The 14,196-nt window shown below is 59.2% G+C and carries 12 protein-coding genes; 6 read left to right on the forward strand and 6 right to left on the reverse strand.

Features of this window, described 5'->3' with window-relative positions; genetic code table 11:
* The first annotated feature begins 33 nt into the window (after positions 1 to 33).
* On the forward strand, positions 34 to 1,338 hold the full coding sequence (gene fapF / locus AC07V0_RS13550) for a fibril amyloid transporter FapF (protein ID WP_495019620.1): 1,305 nt from the start codon (positions 34 to 36) through the stop codon (positions 1,336 to 1,338).
* Positions 1,339 to 1,407: 69 nt separating this feature from the next.
* Here the strand turns inward: fapF and AC07V0_RS13555 are convergent, their stop codons facing one another.
* Complete coding sequence (locus AC07V0_RS13555) at positions 1,408 to 2,733, reverse strand: sigma-54 dependent transcriptional regulator (RefSeq protein ID WP_007937802.1); 1,326 nt, start codon at positions 2,731 to 2,733, stop codon at positions 1,408 to 1,410.
* 343 nt (positions 2,734 to 3,076) lie between these two features.
* Between AC07V0_RS13555 and AC07V0_RS13560 the strand changes: the two genes are divergently transcribed.
* The 3 genes from AC07V0_RS13560 to nhaB all read left to right on the forward strand — a co-directional run bounded on the left by AC07V0_RS13560 (position 3,077) and on the right by nhaB (position 6,485).
* The gene (locus AC07V0_RS13560) at positions 3,077 to 3,343 is read left to right on the forward strand and encodes a hypothetical protein (protein WP_064618110.1); all 267 of its coding nucleotides are present in this window, start codon (positions 3,077 to 3,079) and stop codon (positions 3,341 to 3,343) included.
* Between the two features lie 282 nt (positions 3,344 to 3,625).
* A complete protein-coding gene (locus AC07V0_RS13565; protein WP_495019621.1) occupies positions 3,626 to 4,915 on the forward strand; it encodes a hypothetical protein in 1,290 nt (429 codons plus the stop codon).
* 67 nt (positions 4,916 to 4,982) lie between these two features.
* Entirely contained in the window at positions 4,983 to 6,485 is a 1,503-nt protein-coding gene (gene nhaB / locus AC07V0_RS13570) for a sodium/proton antiporter NhaB (protein WP_086946105.1), read from the forward strand.
* Positions 6,486 to 6,582: 97 nt separating this feature from the next.
* Here the strand turns inward: nhaB and AC07V0_RS13575 are convergent, their stop codons facing one another.
* Genes AC07V0_RS13575 through gnd form a run of 3 tightly spaced genes read right to left on the reverse strand, consistent with a single transcriptional unit; the run spans position 6,583 to position 9,904 of the window.
* Positions 6,583 to 7,407 carry a Cof-type HAD-IIB family hydrolase gene (locus AC07V0_RS13575; RefSeq protein WP_495019622.1) on the reverse strand — a complete coding sequence of 275 codons (825 nt, stop codon included), beginning with the start codon at positions 7,405 to 7,407 and terminating at the stop codon, positions 6,583 to 6,585.
* A complete protein-coding gene (gene zwf / locus AC07V0_RS13580) occupies positions 7,404 to 8,927 on the reverse strand; it encodes a glucose-6-phosphate dehydrogenase (RefSeq protein ID WP_495019623.1) in 1,524 nt (507 codons plus the stop codon). Before zwf ends, AC07V0_RS13575 begins: the two co-directional genes overlap by 4 nt.
* Positions 8,924 to 9,904: a phosphogluconate dehydrogenase (NAD(+)-dependent, decarboxylating) gene (gene gnd, locus AC07V0_RS13585; RefSeq protein ID WP_018926087.1), complete on the reverse strand. Its 981-nt coding sequence runs from the start codon at positions 9,902 to 9,904 to the stop codon at positions 8,924 to 8,926. The genes zwf and gnd overlap by 4 nt, the downstream gene beginning before the upstream one ends.
* Positions 9,905 to 10,176: 272 nt before the next feature.
* Between gnd and AC07V0_RS13590 the strand changes: the two genes are divergently transcribed.
* Both AC07V0_RS13590 and AC07V0_RS13595 read left to right on the forward strand, forming a co-directional pair.
* Positions 10,177 to 10,359, forward strand: a complete 183-nt coding sequence (locus AC07V0_RS13590) for a DUF6026 family protein (RefSeq protein ID WP_018926088.1) — start codon at positions 10,177 to 10,179, stop codon at positions 10,357 to 10,359.
* A gap of 194 nt (positions 10,360 to 10,553) precedes the next feature.
* Complete coding sequence (locus AC07V0_RS13595; RefSeq protein WP_138867634.1) at positions 10,554 to 12,299, forward strand: phosphoethanolamine transferase CptA; 1,746 nt, start codon at positions 10,554 to 10,556, stop codon at positions 12,297 to 12,299.
* A gap of 65 nt (positions 12,300 to 12,364) precedes the next feature.
* On the opposite strand, the gene AC07V0_RS13600 is transcribed toward AC07V0_RS13595, so the two are convergent.
* Both AC07V0_RS13600 and zapE read right to left on the reverse strand, forming a co-directional pair.
* Positions 12,365 to 12,856, reverse strand: a complete 492-nt coding sequence (locus AC07V0_RS13600; RefSeq protein ID WP_018926090.1) for a GNAT family N-acetyltransferase — start codon at positions 12,854 to 12,856, stop codon at positions 12,365 to 12,367.
* Positions 12,857 to 12,986: 130 nt separating this feature from the next.
* On the reverse strand, positions 12,987 to 14,105 hold the full coding sequence (gene zapE, locus AC07V0_RS13605; protein WP_495019624.1) for a cell division protein ZapE: 1,119 nt from the start codon (positions 14,103 to 14,105) through the stop codon (positions 12,987 to 12,989).
* Positions 14,106 to 14,196 lie beyond the last annotated feature (91 nt).

A 14,196-nucleotide genomic window follows, 5' to 3' on the forward strand; every position in this document is an offset into this window, starting at 1 on the left:
TCGATCATTGGGCTTCATGGGGGACGGCTTATCATGTATCGGTCAGTACCACTGCGCGCGATCGTTTGTCTGAGCACTTTGTTCCCGTCGGCGCTGCTGCAAGCAGCGTCCGATGCGGACGTGGAAGCTTTGAAGCAACAACTCATGGAGCTCAAGCAACGATACGAAGTACAACAAAAGGCCTTGGCAGTACTCGAACAACGAGTCCGCCAAGTGGAGGATCAACCGGCGGCGGCACCGCCTAAACGCCTGGCCAAGTCGCCAGCCGACATGAAAGGCAATCCGCAAGTGGCCACAAGGACGGGAGCGGCCGCGGCTTCAGGAGGCGCCGCAGGCAGCGGCAGTTCCTATGGACAATCACTGGCCGATGACTCTCAACCGGCACAGAGTGTTTCCAACCTGTATGACGAGGCCAGCGGATTCTTCGGCGGCGGCAAGTTCAGCCTCGAAACCGGGCTGACCTATTCGCGTTACGACACCCGCCAGCTGATCCTCAACGGCTTCCTCGCACTGGACTCGATCTTCCTGGGCAACATCAACCTGGACCGGATCAAGGCCGACACCTGGACGCTGGACCTCACCGGGCGCTACAACTTCGACAATCGCTGGCAATTCGACCTGAACGTACCAGTGGTGTACCGCGAATCGACGTATCAATCCGGCGGCGCCAACAACGGTGCGGCGGGAGTGACCAGCGAAGAAAGCGTCACACGCGATCCGACACTGGGCGATGTCAACTTCGGTATTGCCTACAAATTCTTGGACGAATCGGTCAACACCCCGGATGCAGTAGTCACCTTGCGCGTCAAGGCGCCGACCGGCAAGGACCCGTTCGGCATCAAACTGCGCCAGAGCGACGCCAATACTAACCTGTTCGTGCCTGACACCTTGCCAACCGGCAACGGCGTCTGGTCGATCAGCCCCGGTATCTCGCTGGTCAAGACCTACGATCCAGCGGTTCTGTTCGGTAGCCTGTCCTACACCCACAACTTCGAAGGTTCCTTCGACGACATCAGTGCCACCGTCAATCAGAAAGTCCCGGGCAAGGTGCGGATCGGCGACAGCTTCCAGATTGGCGCGGGCATCGCGTTCGCGCTGAACGAAAAAATGAGTATGTCGTTCTCGGTGTCTGACCTGGTGCAGCGCAAAAGCAAGCTCAAGCAGGATGGCGGGGATTGGGAGTCGGTGGTGTCCAGCGACGCCAACGCCGGTTACTTCAACGTCGGCATGACCATCGCGGCCTCCGACAACCTGACGATCGTTCCCAACTTGTCCATCGGTATGACCGACGATGCGCCGGACTTTTCCTTCAGCCTGAAATTCCCGTACTACTTCTAAACCGCACCCCGCAATAGAAAAGGCCCACTACGATAGTTGTTCGTAGCGGGCCTTTTTTGTTGCACCGCCCTAGCGGATCTGGTGCTTGTGCAGCAATCGGTAAAAAGTCGGCCGCGACACGCCCAGGACTCGGGCGGCAACACTCAGGTTGTCGCTGTGCCGGTTCAACACATCGCACAGCGCCTGGCGTTCGGCGCGGGTCTTGTAGTCTTCAAGGGTGCCCATCGGCGTGGCGAAGGCGTGTTGACTGAGCAGCCCCAGGTCTCGCGCCTCGATCTGTCGTCCTTCGGCCAATACCAGCCCACGACGTACCCGATTGGCCAGCTCGCGGACATTGCCCGGCCAGTCGTGCTTGCCCATGGCGACCAACGCATCCTCGCTGAAGCTGCGCGGACGACGGCCGGTTTCACTGCTGTAGAAATGGGAAAAGTGGTTGGCCAGCATCAATAGATCACCATGGCGCTCACGCAGCGGCACGGTGACTACTTGCAGGACGTTCAAACGGTAGTACAAATCTTCGCGAAAGCGTTTGTTCTCGATGGCCTCTTCAAGGTCGACGTGCGTCGCCGCCAATACCCGCACATCCACCGGAATAGGTTGATGGCCGCCAACCCGCTCGATGTGTTTTTCCTGCAGGAAGCGCAACAGATTGGCTTGCAGCTCCAGGGGCAGATCGCCTATTTCATCGAGAAACAGGGTGCCGCCGTTGGCGGCTTCTATCCGCCCGACCTTGCGCTGATGGGCGCCGGTAAAGGCCCCCTTCTCGTGACCGAACAATTCGGACTGGATCAAGTGTTCGGGAATCGCGCCACAGTTGATCGCCACGAATGGCTTGCTGTGACGCTGGGATTGTTGATGCAGGGTACGGGCGACCAATTCCTTACCGGTGCCGCTTTCGCCGCGGATCAGCACCGGCGATTCGGTGGGCGCCAGTTTGCTCAGCAATTTGCGCAGCTCGCGAATCGGTTTGCTGTCGCCGAGCAGTTCGTGCTCAGGCTGATCGATATGAACCGTGCCCTGCCCGCGCAGGCGCGCCATGCCGAACGCTCGGCCCAGAGTGACCTGAACCCTTGAAACATCGAACGGCAAGGTATGGAAGTCAAAAAACCATTCGCAGACGAAATCCCCGACATTCTGCATTCGCAGGACATCCTGATCGAGCACGGCGATCCACTCGGTACCGCTACGGGTGATCAGTTCCTTGACGGCTTCCGGACGCTCCAGATGAAATGGCTGCAAGCGCAACAGGCCGACGTCGCAGGTTCGTTCCGCGGCGTTTTCCAGGGTACAGCTGTCGACATCCCAACCCACAGCGCGTAAACCCGGCAGCAAACGGTGGCAGTCGTCGCAAGGATCCACTACTAAAAGACGTCGTAAAGCAGGCGCTTCGATCATGACTGTTCCTTGGCGCCAAATTTTAGGAAATATTATTAAAAACAGTCATTTGGCGGGCTTCGGTGTAACACTAGCAAAATATTGACGCGGGCTTGTATCGATTGCTTATAGGGACGTCGGCTTATTAGTTATAAAAAATCACTTAATGAGTTGCCTAACGAATTGAACCTTTCATTCAGCTTTCAGCAACTGCCTGAATCGCCGGCGAATCAAAGAAAGTTGAAATTTCTTTTGATTGTGTGTGACCCAACCCCCGGTTGCGGACATCAGTACAAGTAACCAGCCGAACGGTAAGCCCAACCGACGGCACATCACTTGATTGGGCACACAGAGAGAAGACCCCATGAACGCCCCGCTCCGTATCAACGAAGCTCTTTTGATTGCCGACCGCGCATTCCAACCCTTTCAATGCGTGGCTTGGGCTCCACAAGACGGTAATGGCGAACTCAGCCTGGCCATCATTGATCGCACTAACACTCGCATCAGCCGCAAACAAATCCCCAGCAGTGCCTATTCCGATCCGCAGCAACTTGCACACTTGCTGGAACAAGCCCGCGCCGAGCTGAGCGAGGAAGGTTACACACTGCAATCGTGGTCCATGCCGCATTAATTTTTTTCGCGGATTACCGCCCGGTAATCCGCGTCCCTTCTTCTCCTTAGTTGACGGTTTCTACGGTCAGCTGCATAACGCCATTTTCGTTTTCCAACTTCTAGCCACCAGATTACTTGGCAGGCTTGTCAGTGGTTCGAGAAGACACTGTTCTGGCACAAAACGCCGCTCCTCCCGAGCGTAATGGCAGTTGCGCATCATCGCATTCAGGGATTGAATGTTCTTCTCATGCAGTCAACCTCCGGGCACCCGGACAAGGACGACTGGCAAGGAGATGCGTGCATGTCACTCCAGACTGCTTTTGCCATACCGGCAGCGGTGAAAGACGCCGGGCAACTCGATAGCCATTTCGCCGGCAGCGGCAAGACTCAAGTGTATTTCGCCGGCAGTACCTCCAGCAGGGTCAATGGCGTGGCGATTGACCACACCGGCCGAATATTGGTGGCAGCCAAGGTCGGCACGCCAGGTGGCAGCCGCTTTGGCCTGGCCCGCCTGCGTGAGGATGGTTCGGCGGATCTGGCCTTCGGCAAACAAGGCAGCGTCATCGGGCAATTCGCCCACGGCTACGAGGCCATGGCGGGCACAGTGCGGGTGCTGGCCGACGGGAACATTCTGGTGGCCGGCCTGCACTACGAAAATGCTCATCGTACGTTGCCCGCCGTGGCGATGTTTGATCAACGAGGCTGCCCGATACAGGGTTTTGGTGAGCACGGCCGCTGCGTGGTGCGCCTGCCGGGGAAGCTTTCCGAAGGCGCTCGCGACGCCTGGTTACCACCCGGCGTACCGGGTACCGAGGCCTGTGATATCTGCGTGCAGGACGATGGTCGAATCCTGCTGCTGGCCAATCATCACTTTGAATTGACCGATCACGTCGGCATGCTGATTCGACTCAATGCCGACGGCTCGCTGGACAGCACCTTCAACGGTCGTGGCTTTGTCATGGTCCGGCACTTATTGATGAACACCTGGCTGAACAGTCTGATGGTGCAACATGACGGCCGAATCCTGGTGGGCGGATCGATCAACTTCCCCGAGGAAGGTTTGCTGGCGCGTTATCACACCGATGGCCAGCTGGATGACGGCTTCGCCGTGGATGGCTTCATGAGCTTCAAGGCCTGGGGTCAGAGTGCCCAGGTCTGCCAGATCGTCCAGCACGAAAATGGTGATTTGCATTGTTTTGGCAGCAGTCGCGACCCGATGCACTGCCTCGCCCTGAACGTTCACAGCAATGGCCGACCTGACATGCATTGCAATAGCGGCCAACCACAACTGTTGGAAATCAGCCACAGCGGCTGCCAGTGGACCGCCGCCCAGATACAACCGGACGACTGTGTACTGACGGTCGGAGCGACGGGCGGCGGGCTCGAAGGCGATTTCATTCTCGCTCGCTACTTACCCAATGGGGCGCTGGATCGCAGCTTCGCCAATGGCATGGGCTGGGTCCGCACACGCCTGAGTCGAGGCCCGGACACCGCCACTTCATTGGCCGTGCAGGCCGATGGTTGCATCGTCGTCGGCGGCTATTCACTGGATGGCAACTACCGCGCCGTCGTCGCCCGCTATCAACCCTAGTTCCCTGCACTTGATCTTCCCTTCCGCTTACGGCAAGTTGCGCGCTTCTTAATACAAGGAGTAGCCGATGTCCGGCTCAATGGCCCAGGCCTTCGCACACAATTTTCTTGGGCATTCACCCCGCTGGTACAAAGCCAGCATTATCGGATTCCTGATTCTCAACGCCCTGGTGTTGTGGACGATCGGTCCGGTGGCGGCCGGCTGGTTGTTGGTGCTGGAGTTCATCTTCACCCTGGCCATGGCGCTCAAGTGTTACCCGCTGATGCCCGGCGGGTTGCTGCTGATCGAAGCTCTGCTGCTGAAAATGACCACGCCCCAGGCGCTCTATGACGAACTGGTGCACAACTTCCCGGTGATCCTGCTGCTGATGTTCATGGTGGCGGGCATCTACTTCATGAAGGACCTGCTGCTGTTTCTGTTCTCGCGCCTGCTGCTGGGAGTTCGCTCCAAGGCGCTGCTGGCGTTGATGTTCTGTTTCCTGTCAGCGTTTCTCTCGGCGTTTCTCGATGCATTGACCGTGACCGCGGTCATCATCAGCGCGGCCGTGGGGTTTTACTCGGTGTATCACCGCGTCGCCTCGGGCAACGATCCGCGTCAGGACATTGAGTTCGGCGATGACCGGCAGTTGCCGACATTGCACCATGCCGACCTCGAACAATTCCGCGCCTTCCTGCGCAGCCTGCTGATGCACGGCGCGGTCGGCACAGCGTTGGGTGGCGTTTGCACGCTGGTTGGCGAGCCGCAAAACCTGCTGATCGGCCATGAGATGGGCTGGCACTTTGCCGAATTCTTTCTGAAGATCGCCCCGGTGTCGTTGCCGGTGCTGGCAGCGGGCCTGGTGACCTGCGTACTGCTGGAGAAACTGCGCTGGTTCGGTTATGGCACGCTGCTGCCGGACAACGTGCGTGCGGTGCTGGCCAACTACGCCGCCGAAGATAACGCCGAGCGTACTTCGCGTCAGCGCGCTGCGCTGCTGGTTCAAGGGGCGGCGGCACTGATTCTGATTGCCGGGCTGGCGTTTCACATCGCCGAAGTCGGCCTGATCGGCTTGATGGTGATCGTGCTGATCACCGCGTTTACCGGTATCACTGACGAACACCGCCTCGGCACCGCCTTCAAGGACGCCATGCCGTTCACCTCGCTGCTGGTGGTATTTTTCGCCGTGGTGGCGGTGATTCACGATCAGCAGCTGTTCGCGCCGCTGATCCAGTGGGTACTAACGCTGCCGGCGGATCAACAGCCGGGCATGCTGTTTATTGCCAACGGCTTGCTGTCGGCCATCAGCGACAACGTGTTCGTCGCGACCATTTACATCACCGAAGTAAAACAGGCATTCATCTCCGGCCACATGAGCCGCGAGCACTTTGAAACCCTGGCGATTGCGATCAATACCGGGACCAACCTGCCGAGCGTGGCGACGCCTAATGGTCAGGCGGCGTTCCTGTTCCTGCTGACCTCGGCGATTGCACCGCTGATTCGTCTGTCGTACGGCCGGATGGTGTGGATGGCGCTGCCATACACCGTGGTGATGGGAGTTCTTGGCTGGTACGCCGTAAGCTATTGGCTTTGAGGTGGCAGGTCTGACGCCTTCGCGGGCAAGCCTCGCTCCTACGGAATGTGTAAAACCTGTAGGAGCGAGGCTTGCCCGCGAAGAACGATAACGCGGTTCAGACTGAACTCAGGATGTATCGCTCGATCGCCTGGGCCGCGCCGTCTTCGGTATTGGCCCCGGTCACCACGTCGGCCTGACGCTTCACCGCCTCTTCCGCCTGCCCCATCGCAATCGACAGCCCGGCACGATGAAACATCGCCGGGTCATTGCCGCCGTCGCCCATGGCGGCGGTCTGTTCCAGCGACACCCCGAGAAACTCGGCCAGCGTCGCCAGTGCCGCGCCCTTGTTGGCCTGCACCGCCGTCACATCCAGATAGACCGGTTGCGAACGCGACACCTGCGCCTGCCCTTCGACCTTGGGCAGCAACCGCGCCTCCAGCTCGATCAACAGTTCGGTGTTGTTGCTGGCAGCGACGATCTTGTCGATGCGTGCCAGGCAAGGCTCGAAACTCTCGACCACCACCGGCGGATAACCCAGGCCATGTTGCTCTCGCGGGACCATCGGGCCGTACGGATCCTTCAACAGCCAGTCACCACCGCTGAACACCCAGACTTCAATGTCCGGCTGATCGGCAAACAGCGCCAACGCTGTCAGCGCCGCCGTTGCCGGCAGATAATGCGCCACCAGCAAACTGCCGTCCGGGTTGACGATCGTGCCGCCATTGAACGCCGCCGTCGGCAGATCAACGCCCAGGGCTTCGATCTGCTGCAACATGGCTTTGGGTGGACGCCCGGTGGCCAGGCTGAACAGCACGCCGGCGTCACGCAAGGCGCGGACGGCCTCGACGGTGCGCTGGCTGAGGCTGTGATCGGGCAACAACAACGTGCCGTCCATGTCACTGAGCAGAAAACGGATGGGTTGTTGCGTGACGTCCCTCATCCGAGGCTGTGCCAGACGCGACCGTCGCGGGTCAGCAGTTCATCAGCGGTCTTGGGTCCGTCTTCGCCGGCCGCATAGCTCTCCACGGTTGCATCCTGCTGCCAGGCGTCGAGGAACGGCTGCACGACGCGCCAGCCGTTCTCGATATTGTCGGCACGCTGGAACAGCGTCTGATCGCCGGTGAGGCAATCGTAGATCAAGGTTTCGTAGCCGGTGGAAGGCTGCATTTCAAAGAAATCCTTGTAGGCAAAGCCCAGCTCGATATTGGCCATGTTCAACGCCGGTCCCGGCCGTTTGGCCAGCAGGTCGAACCACATGCCTTCGTTGGGCTGGATCTGGATCCGCAGGTAGGTAGGCTGCAATTCTTCGACCTCGGTGTCACGGAACTGCGCATACGGCGCCGGTTTGAAGCAAATGACGATCTCGGTGTCGCGCACGCTCATGCGCTTGCCGGTACGCAGGTAGAACGGCACACCGACCCAGCGCCAGTTGTCGATCATCACTTTGAGCGCGACATAGGTTTCAGTGGTGCTGTCGGGCGCGACGTTGGTTTCCTGACGATAACCGGGCAACCGACTGCCATCGATCTCGCCGGCGGTGTATTGGCCGCGCACTGAGTTGGCTCGCGCTTCCTCGATCGACCAGGGGCGAATCGCGCCGATGACTTTGGCCTTCTCGCCACGTACCGCATCGGCGCCAAACGCCGCCGGTGGTTCCATGGCGACCATCGCCAATAATTGGAACAGGTGATTAGGCACCATGTCCCGCAGGGCGCCGGTGACCTCATAAAAACTGCCACGGGTTTCCACGCCGACTGTTTCGGCGGCGGTGATTTGTACGTGGTCGATGTAATGGTTGTTCCAGAAGGCTTCGAACAGGCTGTTGGAGAACCGGCTGACCAGAATGTTCTGCACGGTTTCCTTGCCCAGATAGTGATCGATCCGGTAGATCTGCTTTTCCGTCATCACTTTGAGCAAGCACGCGTTCAAGGCTTCGGCGGTGTACAGATCCGAGCCGAAAGGCTTTTCGATCACCACCCTTCTGAACGCTTCGGGGGCTTCTTGCAACAATCCGGCAGCCCCGAGACGTCGCACCACTTCACTGAAAAAGCGCGGAGCGGTGGCCAGGTAGAAAACGGCGTTGCCGGTGCCGCTGGCGTCGATTTTCGCCGCCAGCGCGTCATAAGTGCGCTCATCCAGGAAATCGCCCTGGACGTAGCTGATGTGTTTGGCCAATTTGGCCCACAACGCCGGATCAAGGGCGTGATCGCCCTTGCCGACCTTGGCTGCCACTTCCGCCCGAATGAAATCTTCGAGTTTTTTGGCAAAGGCTTCGTCACTGATGGCGTTGTGATCAACGCCGACGATCCGCAGTCCATTCCCCAGCAAACCATCGCGACTCAAGTTGTACAGCGCCGGCATCAGCAGGCGCTTGACCAGATCACCATGGGCACCGAACAGAAACAGCGTGGTGGGCGGTGCGGGTTCTGCCTTGGATTTCCTGCGGATCACGTGGGTCATTTTTTCGCAGTCTCCACATGGCCGCCGAAGCCGAAGCGCTGGGCCGAGAGAATCTTGTCGCCAAAGTTGCCTTGCCCGCGCGAACGGTAGCGAGAGAACAGCGAGTTCGACAGCACCGGTACCGGCACCGCTTGTTCCATGGCAGCTTCGATGGTCCAGCGCCCTTCACCGCTGTCCGCCACTTCACCCGAGTAGCCGTCGAGCTTCGGATCGGACGCCAGCGCATCGGCGGTCAGGTCAAGCAGCCAGGACGAGACCACGCTGCCACGACGCCAGACTTCGGCGATGTCGGCCACGTTCAGGTCGAAACGCTGATCTTCCGGCAGGTTGGTGCTGGCTTTGGTCTTGAGGATGTCGAAGCCTTCGGCGAAGGCCTGCATCATTCCGTATTCGATGCCGTTATGGATCATCTTGACGAAGTGGCCGGCGCCGGCGGGGCCTGCGTGGATGTAACCGCGCTCGGCGCGATCGTCATCGGACTTGCGATCCTTGGTGCGCGGAATGTCGCCCATACCCGGGGCCAGGGACTCGAACAACGGGTCAAGACGCTTAACCGTCTCGGCATCGCCGCCGATCATCATGCAGTAGCCACGTTCCAGGCCCCAGACGCCGCCGGAGGTGCCGACGTCGATGTAATGCAGACCTTTTTCCGACAGGGTTTTGGCCCGACGGATATCGTCCTTATAGAAGGTGTTGCCGCCATCAATGATGGTATCGCCCGCTTCAAGCAAGGTGCTCAGGGTGTCAATGGTGTCTTCGGTCGGTGCGCCGGCGGGCAGCATGACCCACACCGCGCGCGGCTTGGCCAGGCCAGCGACCAGGGCTGGCAAGTCGGCGACGCCGGTGGCGCCCTCTTCGGCCAGGGTATCGACAAAAGCGGTATTGCGGTCGTAAACAACGGTGGTGTGCCCGTTGAGCATCAGGCGCCGCGCAATATTACCGCCCATGCGGCCCAGTCCAATAATCCCGAGTTGCATGTACTGATGCTCCCTACTACAAATAAAGTGTGTCTAAGGTTATAGCCCAACGCGACTAGTGAAGGTTAGTCCAGAGCGGCGGGATGAAGTTTCCGGGCATTGTGCCCGATCCAGACTGATAACGTCGGGAATCGTGCCGAAGACACAACGACCATGAAAAATAAAAAAGTTCCCTTCAGGGGCAAAAGAAATCAAAATTGGCGCCGATAGTAAGTGAGCACCCGATTTCGGGAGTCGACTTACAGTTGATACCGCCATTTGCGAGGTGAGCAATGGGCACCGTACACACAGCACTGCCAGCACAAACCCTTTACGTCACGATCCGTCGCGATGAACTGCGCCAGTTGAAAGAGGAGCGCGATCAGTTGAAGCGGGAAGTTGCGCAATTGCGCCTGCTGACCCAAGGCAATCAGGCTCAGCCCTTGCCCGTCACCCAACGTGCTCCTCACGCCTGATCTCCTCGCTTGAGTCGGAAGCGGCCCAGCGCTGTTTCTGACTCGCTGCAATCCTGTCCGCTGCGACAACTCACAAAGTTTTCACACTTGCTTGGCGATACTCCGGCCCTTTGTGGCTGCTTGCTTTGCGAGCGGCATCCGTTCGTCTGCGACAAGGAGAGTGCCGACGGCCGATCATCAGGCTGGAGTGTTGAATGGCTTTGCTTAAACGCAGCAAAACGTCTGCGAATGGTTTTGATTGGGCAGGATTACTCTGGTTATTTCTGTTCTTCTGGTATTTCTCCGGTATCACCCAACTACTGATTCAACTGACGGGCACCTCCGGTTTTAGCGGGTTCCGCCAGGCTTTTGTGATGAGCGCCATTTGGCTCGCGCCGATGCTGTTGTTCCCCAGACAAACCCGTGTGATGTCCGCGCTGATCGGTGTGGTGCTGTGGGCCTGTTCGATGGCCAGCCTGGGTTATTTCTTCATCTATCAGCAGGAATTTTCCCAGAGCGTCATCTTCATCATGTTCGAATCGAACGTGTCTGAAGCCGGCGAATACCTGACGCAGTATTTTGCCTGGTGGATGGTGCTGGCGTTCCTCGCCCACACTGCATTCGCGTACTTCCTTTGGACCCGCGTGCGTCCGGTGTACCTGCCACGCGTCCAGGCGCTGATCGCAGCGACGGCGATCGTGCTGGCCGTGATCGGTTACCCGCTGATCAAGCAGACCGCGCACACCGGCAGCCTGGCGGAAGGCTTCGAGAAATTCGAAACCCGCATCGAGCCCGCGGTGCCATGGCAGATGGCCGTGGCCTATCACCGTTACCTCGGTACCCTGGGCAGCATGCAAGGCATGCTCGACAGCGCCAGCAAGATCCCGCCGCTGAAGAACTTCACCGACTCGATGGCCAATCAGCCGGCGACTCTGGTGCTGGTGATCGGCGAGTCCACCAACCGTCAGCGCATGAGCCTGTACGGCTACCCGCGGGAAACCACCCCGGAACTGGATAAGCTCAAGGACCAACTGGCGGTTTTCAATAACGTCATTACCCCACGCCCCTACACCATCGAAGCGCTGCAGCAGGTGCTGACGTTCGCCGACGAAGAAAACCCGGACCTCTACCTGACGACGCCGTCATTGGTCAGCATGATGAAACAGGCGGGTTACAAAACCTTCTGGATCACCAACCAGCAGACCATGACCAAGCGCAACACCATGCTCACGACCTTCTCTGAACAGGCCGACGAGCAGGCGTACCTGAACAACAACCGCAACCAGAACGCCGCCCAGTACGATGGCGATGTGATCGAGCCGTTCAACAAGGCGCTGGCCGATGCGGCGCCACGCAAGCTGATCGTCGTGCATTTGCTCGGCACGCACATGAGCTACCAGTACCGTTACCCGCCGACGTTCAACAAGTTCACCGACCGCAAAGGCGTGCCGGACGGCGTGCGTGACGATCAGGTGCCGACGTACAACAGCTATGACAACGCGGTGTTGTACAACGACTTCGTGGTCTCGAGCCTGATCAAGGACTACGCCAAGACCGATCCAAACGGCTTTCTGCTGTACCTCTCCGACCACGGCGAAGACGTGTTCGACTCCGCTGGCCACAACACCCTGGGCCGCAACGAGAACAAGCCGACCGCGCCGATGTACACCATTCCATTCGTGGCCTGGGCCTCGCCGAAATGGCGCGAAACCCATGACTGGAGTTTTGCCGCTGATCTGGGTCGGCCGTACAGCAGCTCCCAGCTGATTCACACCTGGGCGGATCTGGCCGGCCTGAGTTTCGATGAACTGGACCGCAGCAAAAGCCTGGTCAGCGACAGCTTCAAGCCTCGGCCATTGATGATCGGCAACCCTTACGAGCGTGAGCAGCGGCCGTTGATCGACTTCAGCCTGATAAAACCCAAGGTCGCGCCTGTCGCCCCGGCGGTCGTTCAGCAGTAGTTTTGAGGGGCCGACAAATGACTTAAGGGCGTCCTGATCGACGCCCTTTTTTATGGCTCGGAGGACTAAAGCGCTTTGGTCCAGAACAGCATCCGGCCGTGCGCCGGGTCGAACATGCCGGGTGAAAAACCGAATTTGCCATAAGACGCCTGGGCCACTGGATTGCCCTCCAGCACTTCCAGGGTGATTTTGCAGCAGCCGCGCTGACGTGCGATGTCCTCGACTTTGTGCAGCATTTTCTGGCTCAGTCCCAACCCGCGAAACTTCGACACCACGACCACATCGTGCACGTTGACCAATGGCCGACAGGCAAAGGTCGAAAAGCCTTCGAAGCAATTGACCAGCCCTGCCGGCTCGCCACCGACAAACGCCAATACACTGAAGGCATGGGGCCGCTTGGCCAGCTCCCCCGGCAGTTGTTGCAACACATGGGTGGGCAACGACTTACCGCCACCCATCGGGTCTTCGGCGTAATGGTTCAATACAAGACAAATCGCCTCGGCATGTGTCGGGTTGCTGTAACTGGCCTGAAGCACAAGAATTTCTGCGGATTCCATTTCCACCCTCGATCACACATGAAGTTGCCCCAGTTCGCTTCTTGCGCACTGAAAGGTCCTGCGACCTTATCGCGAGCGCCGGGGTGCCGACAACTGGATCCTCTCGCCCCGTTGCACCTTCTCCCGGACATCAAGCCTCGGCAAAACGTTTTAGCTGCATCTCCTGCAAACGGCTGAGGGTGCGGCGAAACGGGAATTCCAGATAACCCTCGGTGTACAACGCCTCCATCGGTACCTGCGCTTCGAGGTACAGCGGCACCTTGCGGTCGTAGCACTCGTCCACCAGGGCAATGAACCGCCGCACACCGTCGTCATGCACCGACAATTGCGGCAACTCGCGATCCCCCGCCGCCACCCGCTCGACACCGTCTTCAGTGCCGCGGGCGATGCGTCCTTCGCGTTTTTGCGCGCTGAGATTGGGCACGTCACTCAACAGAATAGCGCTGAAGGTGTCGCACAGGGCCATGAAGTCCATGGCGGCAAAAGGCTGCTCGCAGACCTCGGCGTAACGGCACCAGAGCACGGTTCGACTGGCCTGCATGACATTGACCGAACGGTAGCCGATCTGCACCGGATCGCTGGACAGCGTCTGGCCGACGGTCAGGGCCTTGAACACGTCGCCAAGGGCACCGGGCTGACCCGGAACGTTCACCCAGTAACGCTGCAGGCCGGCGCCGGGGTGCAGACGATGATCTTCTCCACCGTCCACCGCAATCACCTGCATGTGTTGCTTGATCGCGCTAATCGCCGGCACAAAGCGGTCGCGGTTGAAGCCATCGGCGTACAGCTGATCCGGCGGTTGGTTGGAGGTGCAGACCACCACCACGCCTTGCTCGAACATCACCTGAAACAAACGCCCGAGAATGATCGCGTCACCGATGTCGTTGACGAACAGTTCATCGAAACACAGCACCCGCACTTCCTGGCTCAGCTCGCGGGCCAGGGCCTTCAGCGGGTCGGCGATACCGGTCAACTGGAAGGAGCGCTGATGCACCCAACCCATAAAGTGGTGAAAGTGCTGCCGCCGGGCCGGGACGCGCAGGTTTTGATAGAACTGATCCATCAACCAGGTCTTGCCCCGCCCGACCGGGCCCCAGAGGTACACGCCGGTGATGGGCGCGCGGCCTTCCTGCAAGGCTTCGTGGCATTTTTGCAGCGCCCACACGGCATGTTCCTGGGCTTCGTCCTGGACGAAGCCCTTCTGTTCGATGGCGTGTTGCCAGGCGCTTAAGGGAGAGTCGACATTCATGCGCGGCAGTATACGTCTCTATAGCGGCTCGCCAAGCCCGGGCCGTAGCAGCTGCGTCGCGGTGCTCGACAGCTGCTACATAGGCCGGTGG

It is taken from the genome of Pseudomonas sp. GW821-FHT01E10, assembly GCF_059422365.1.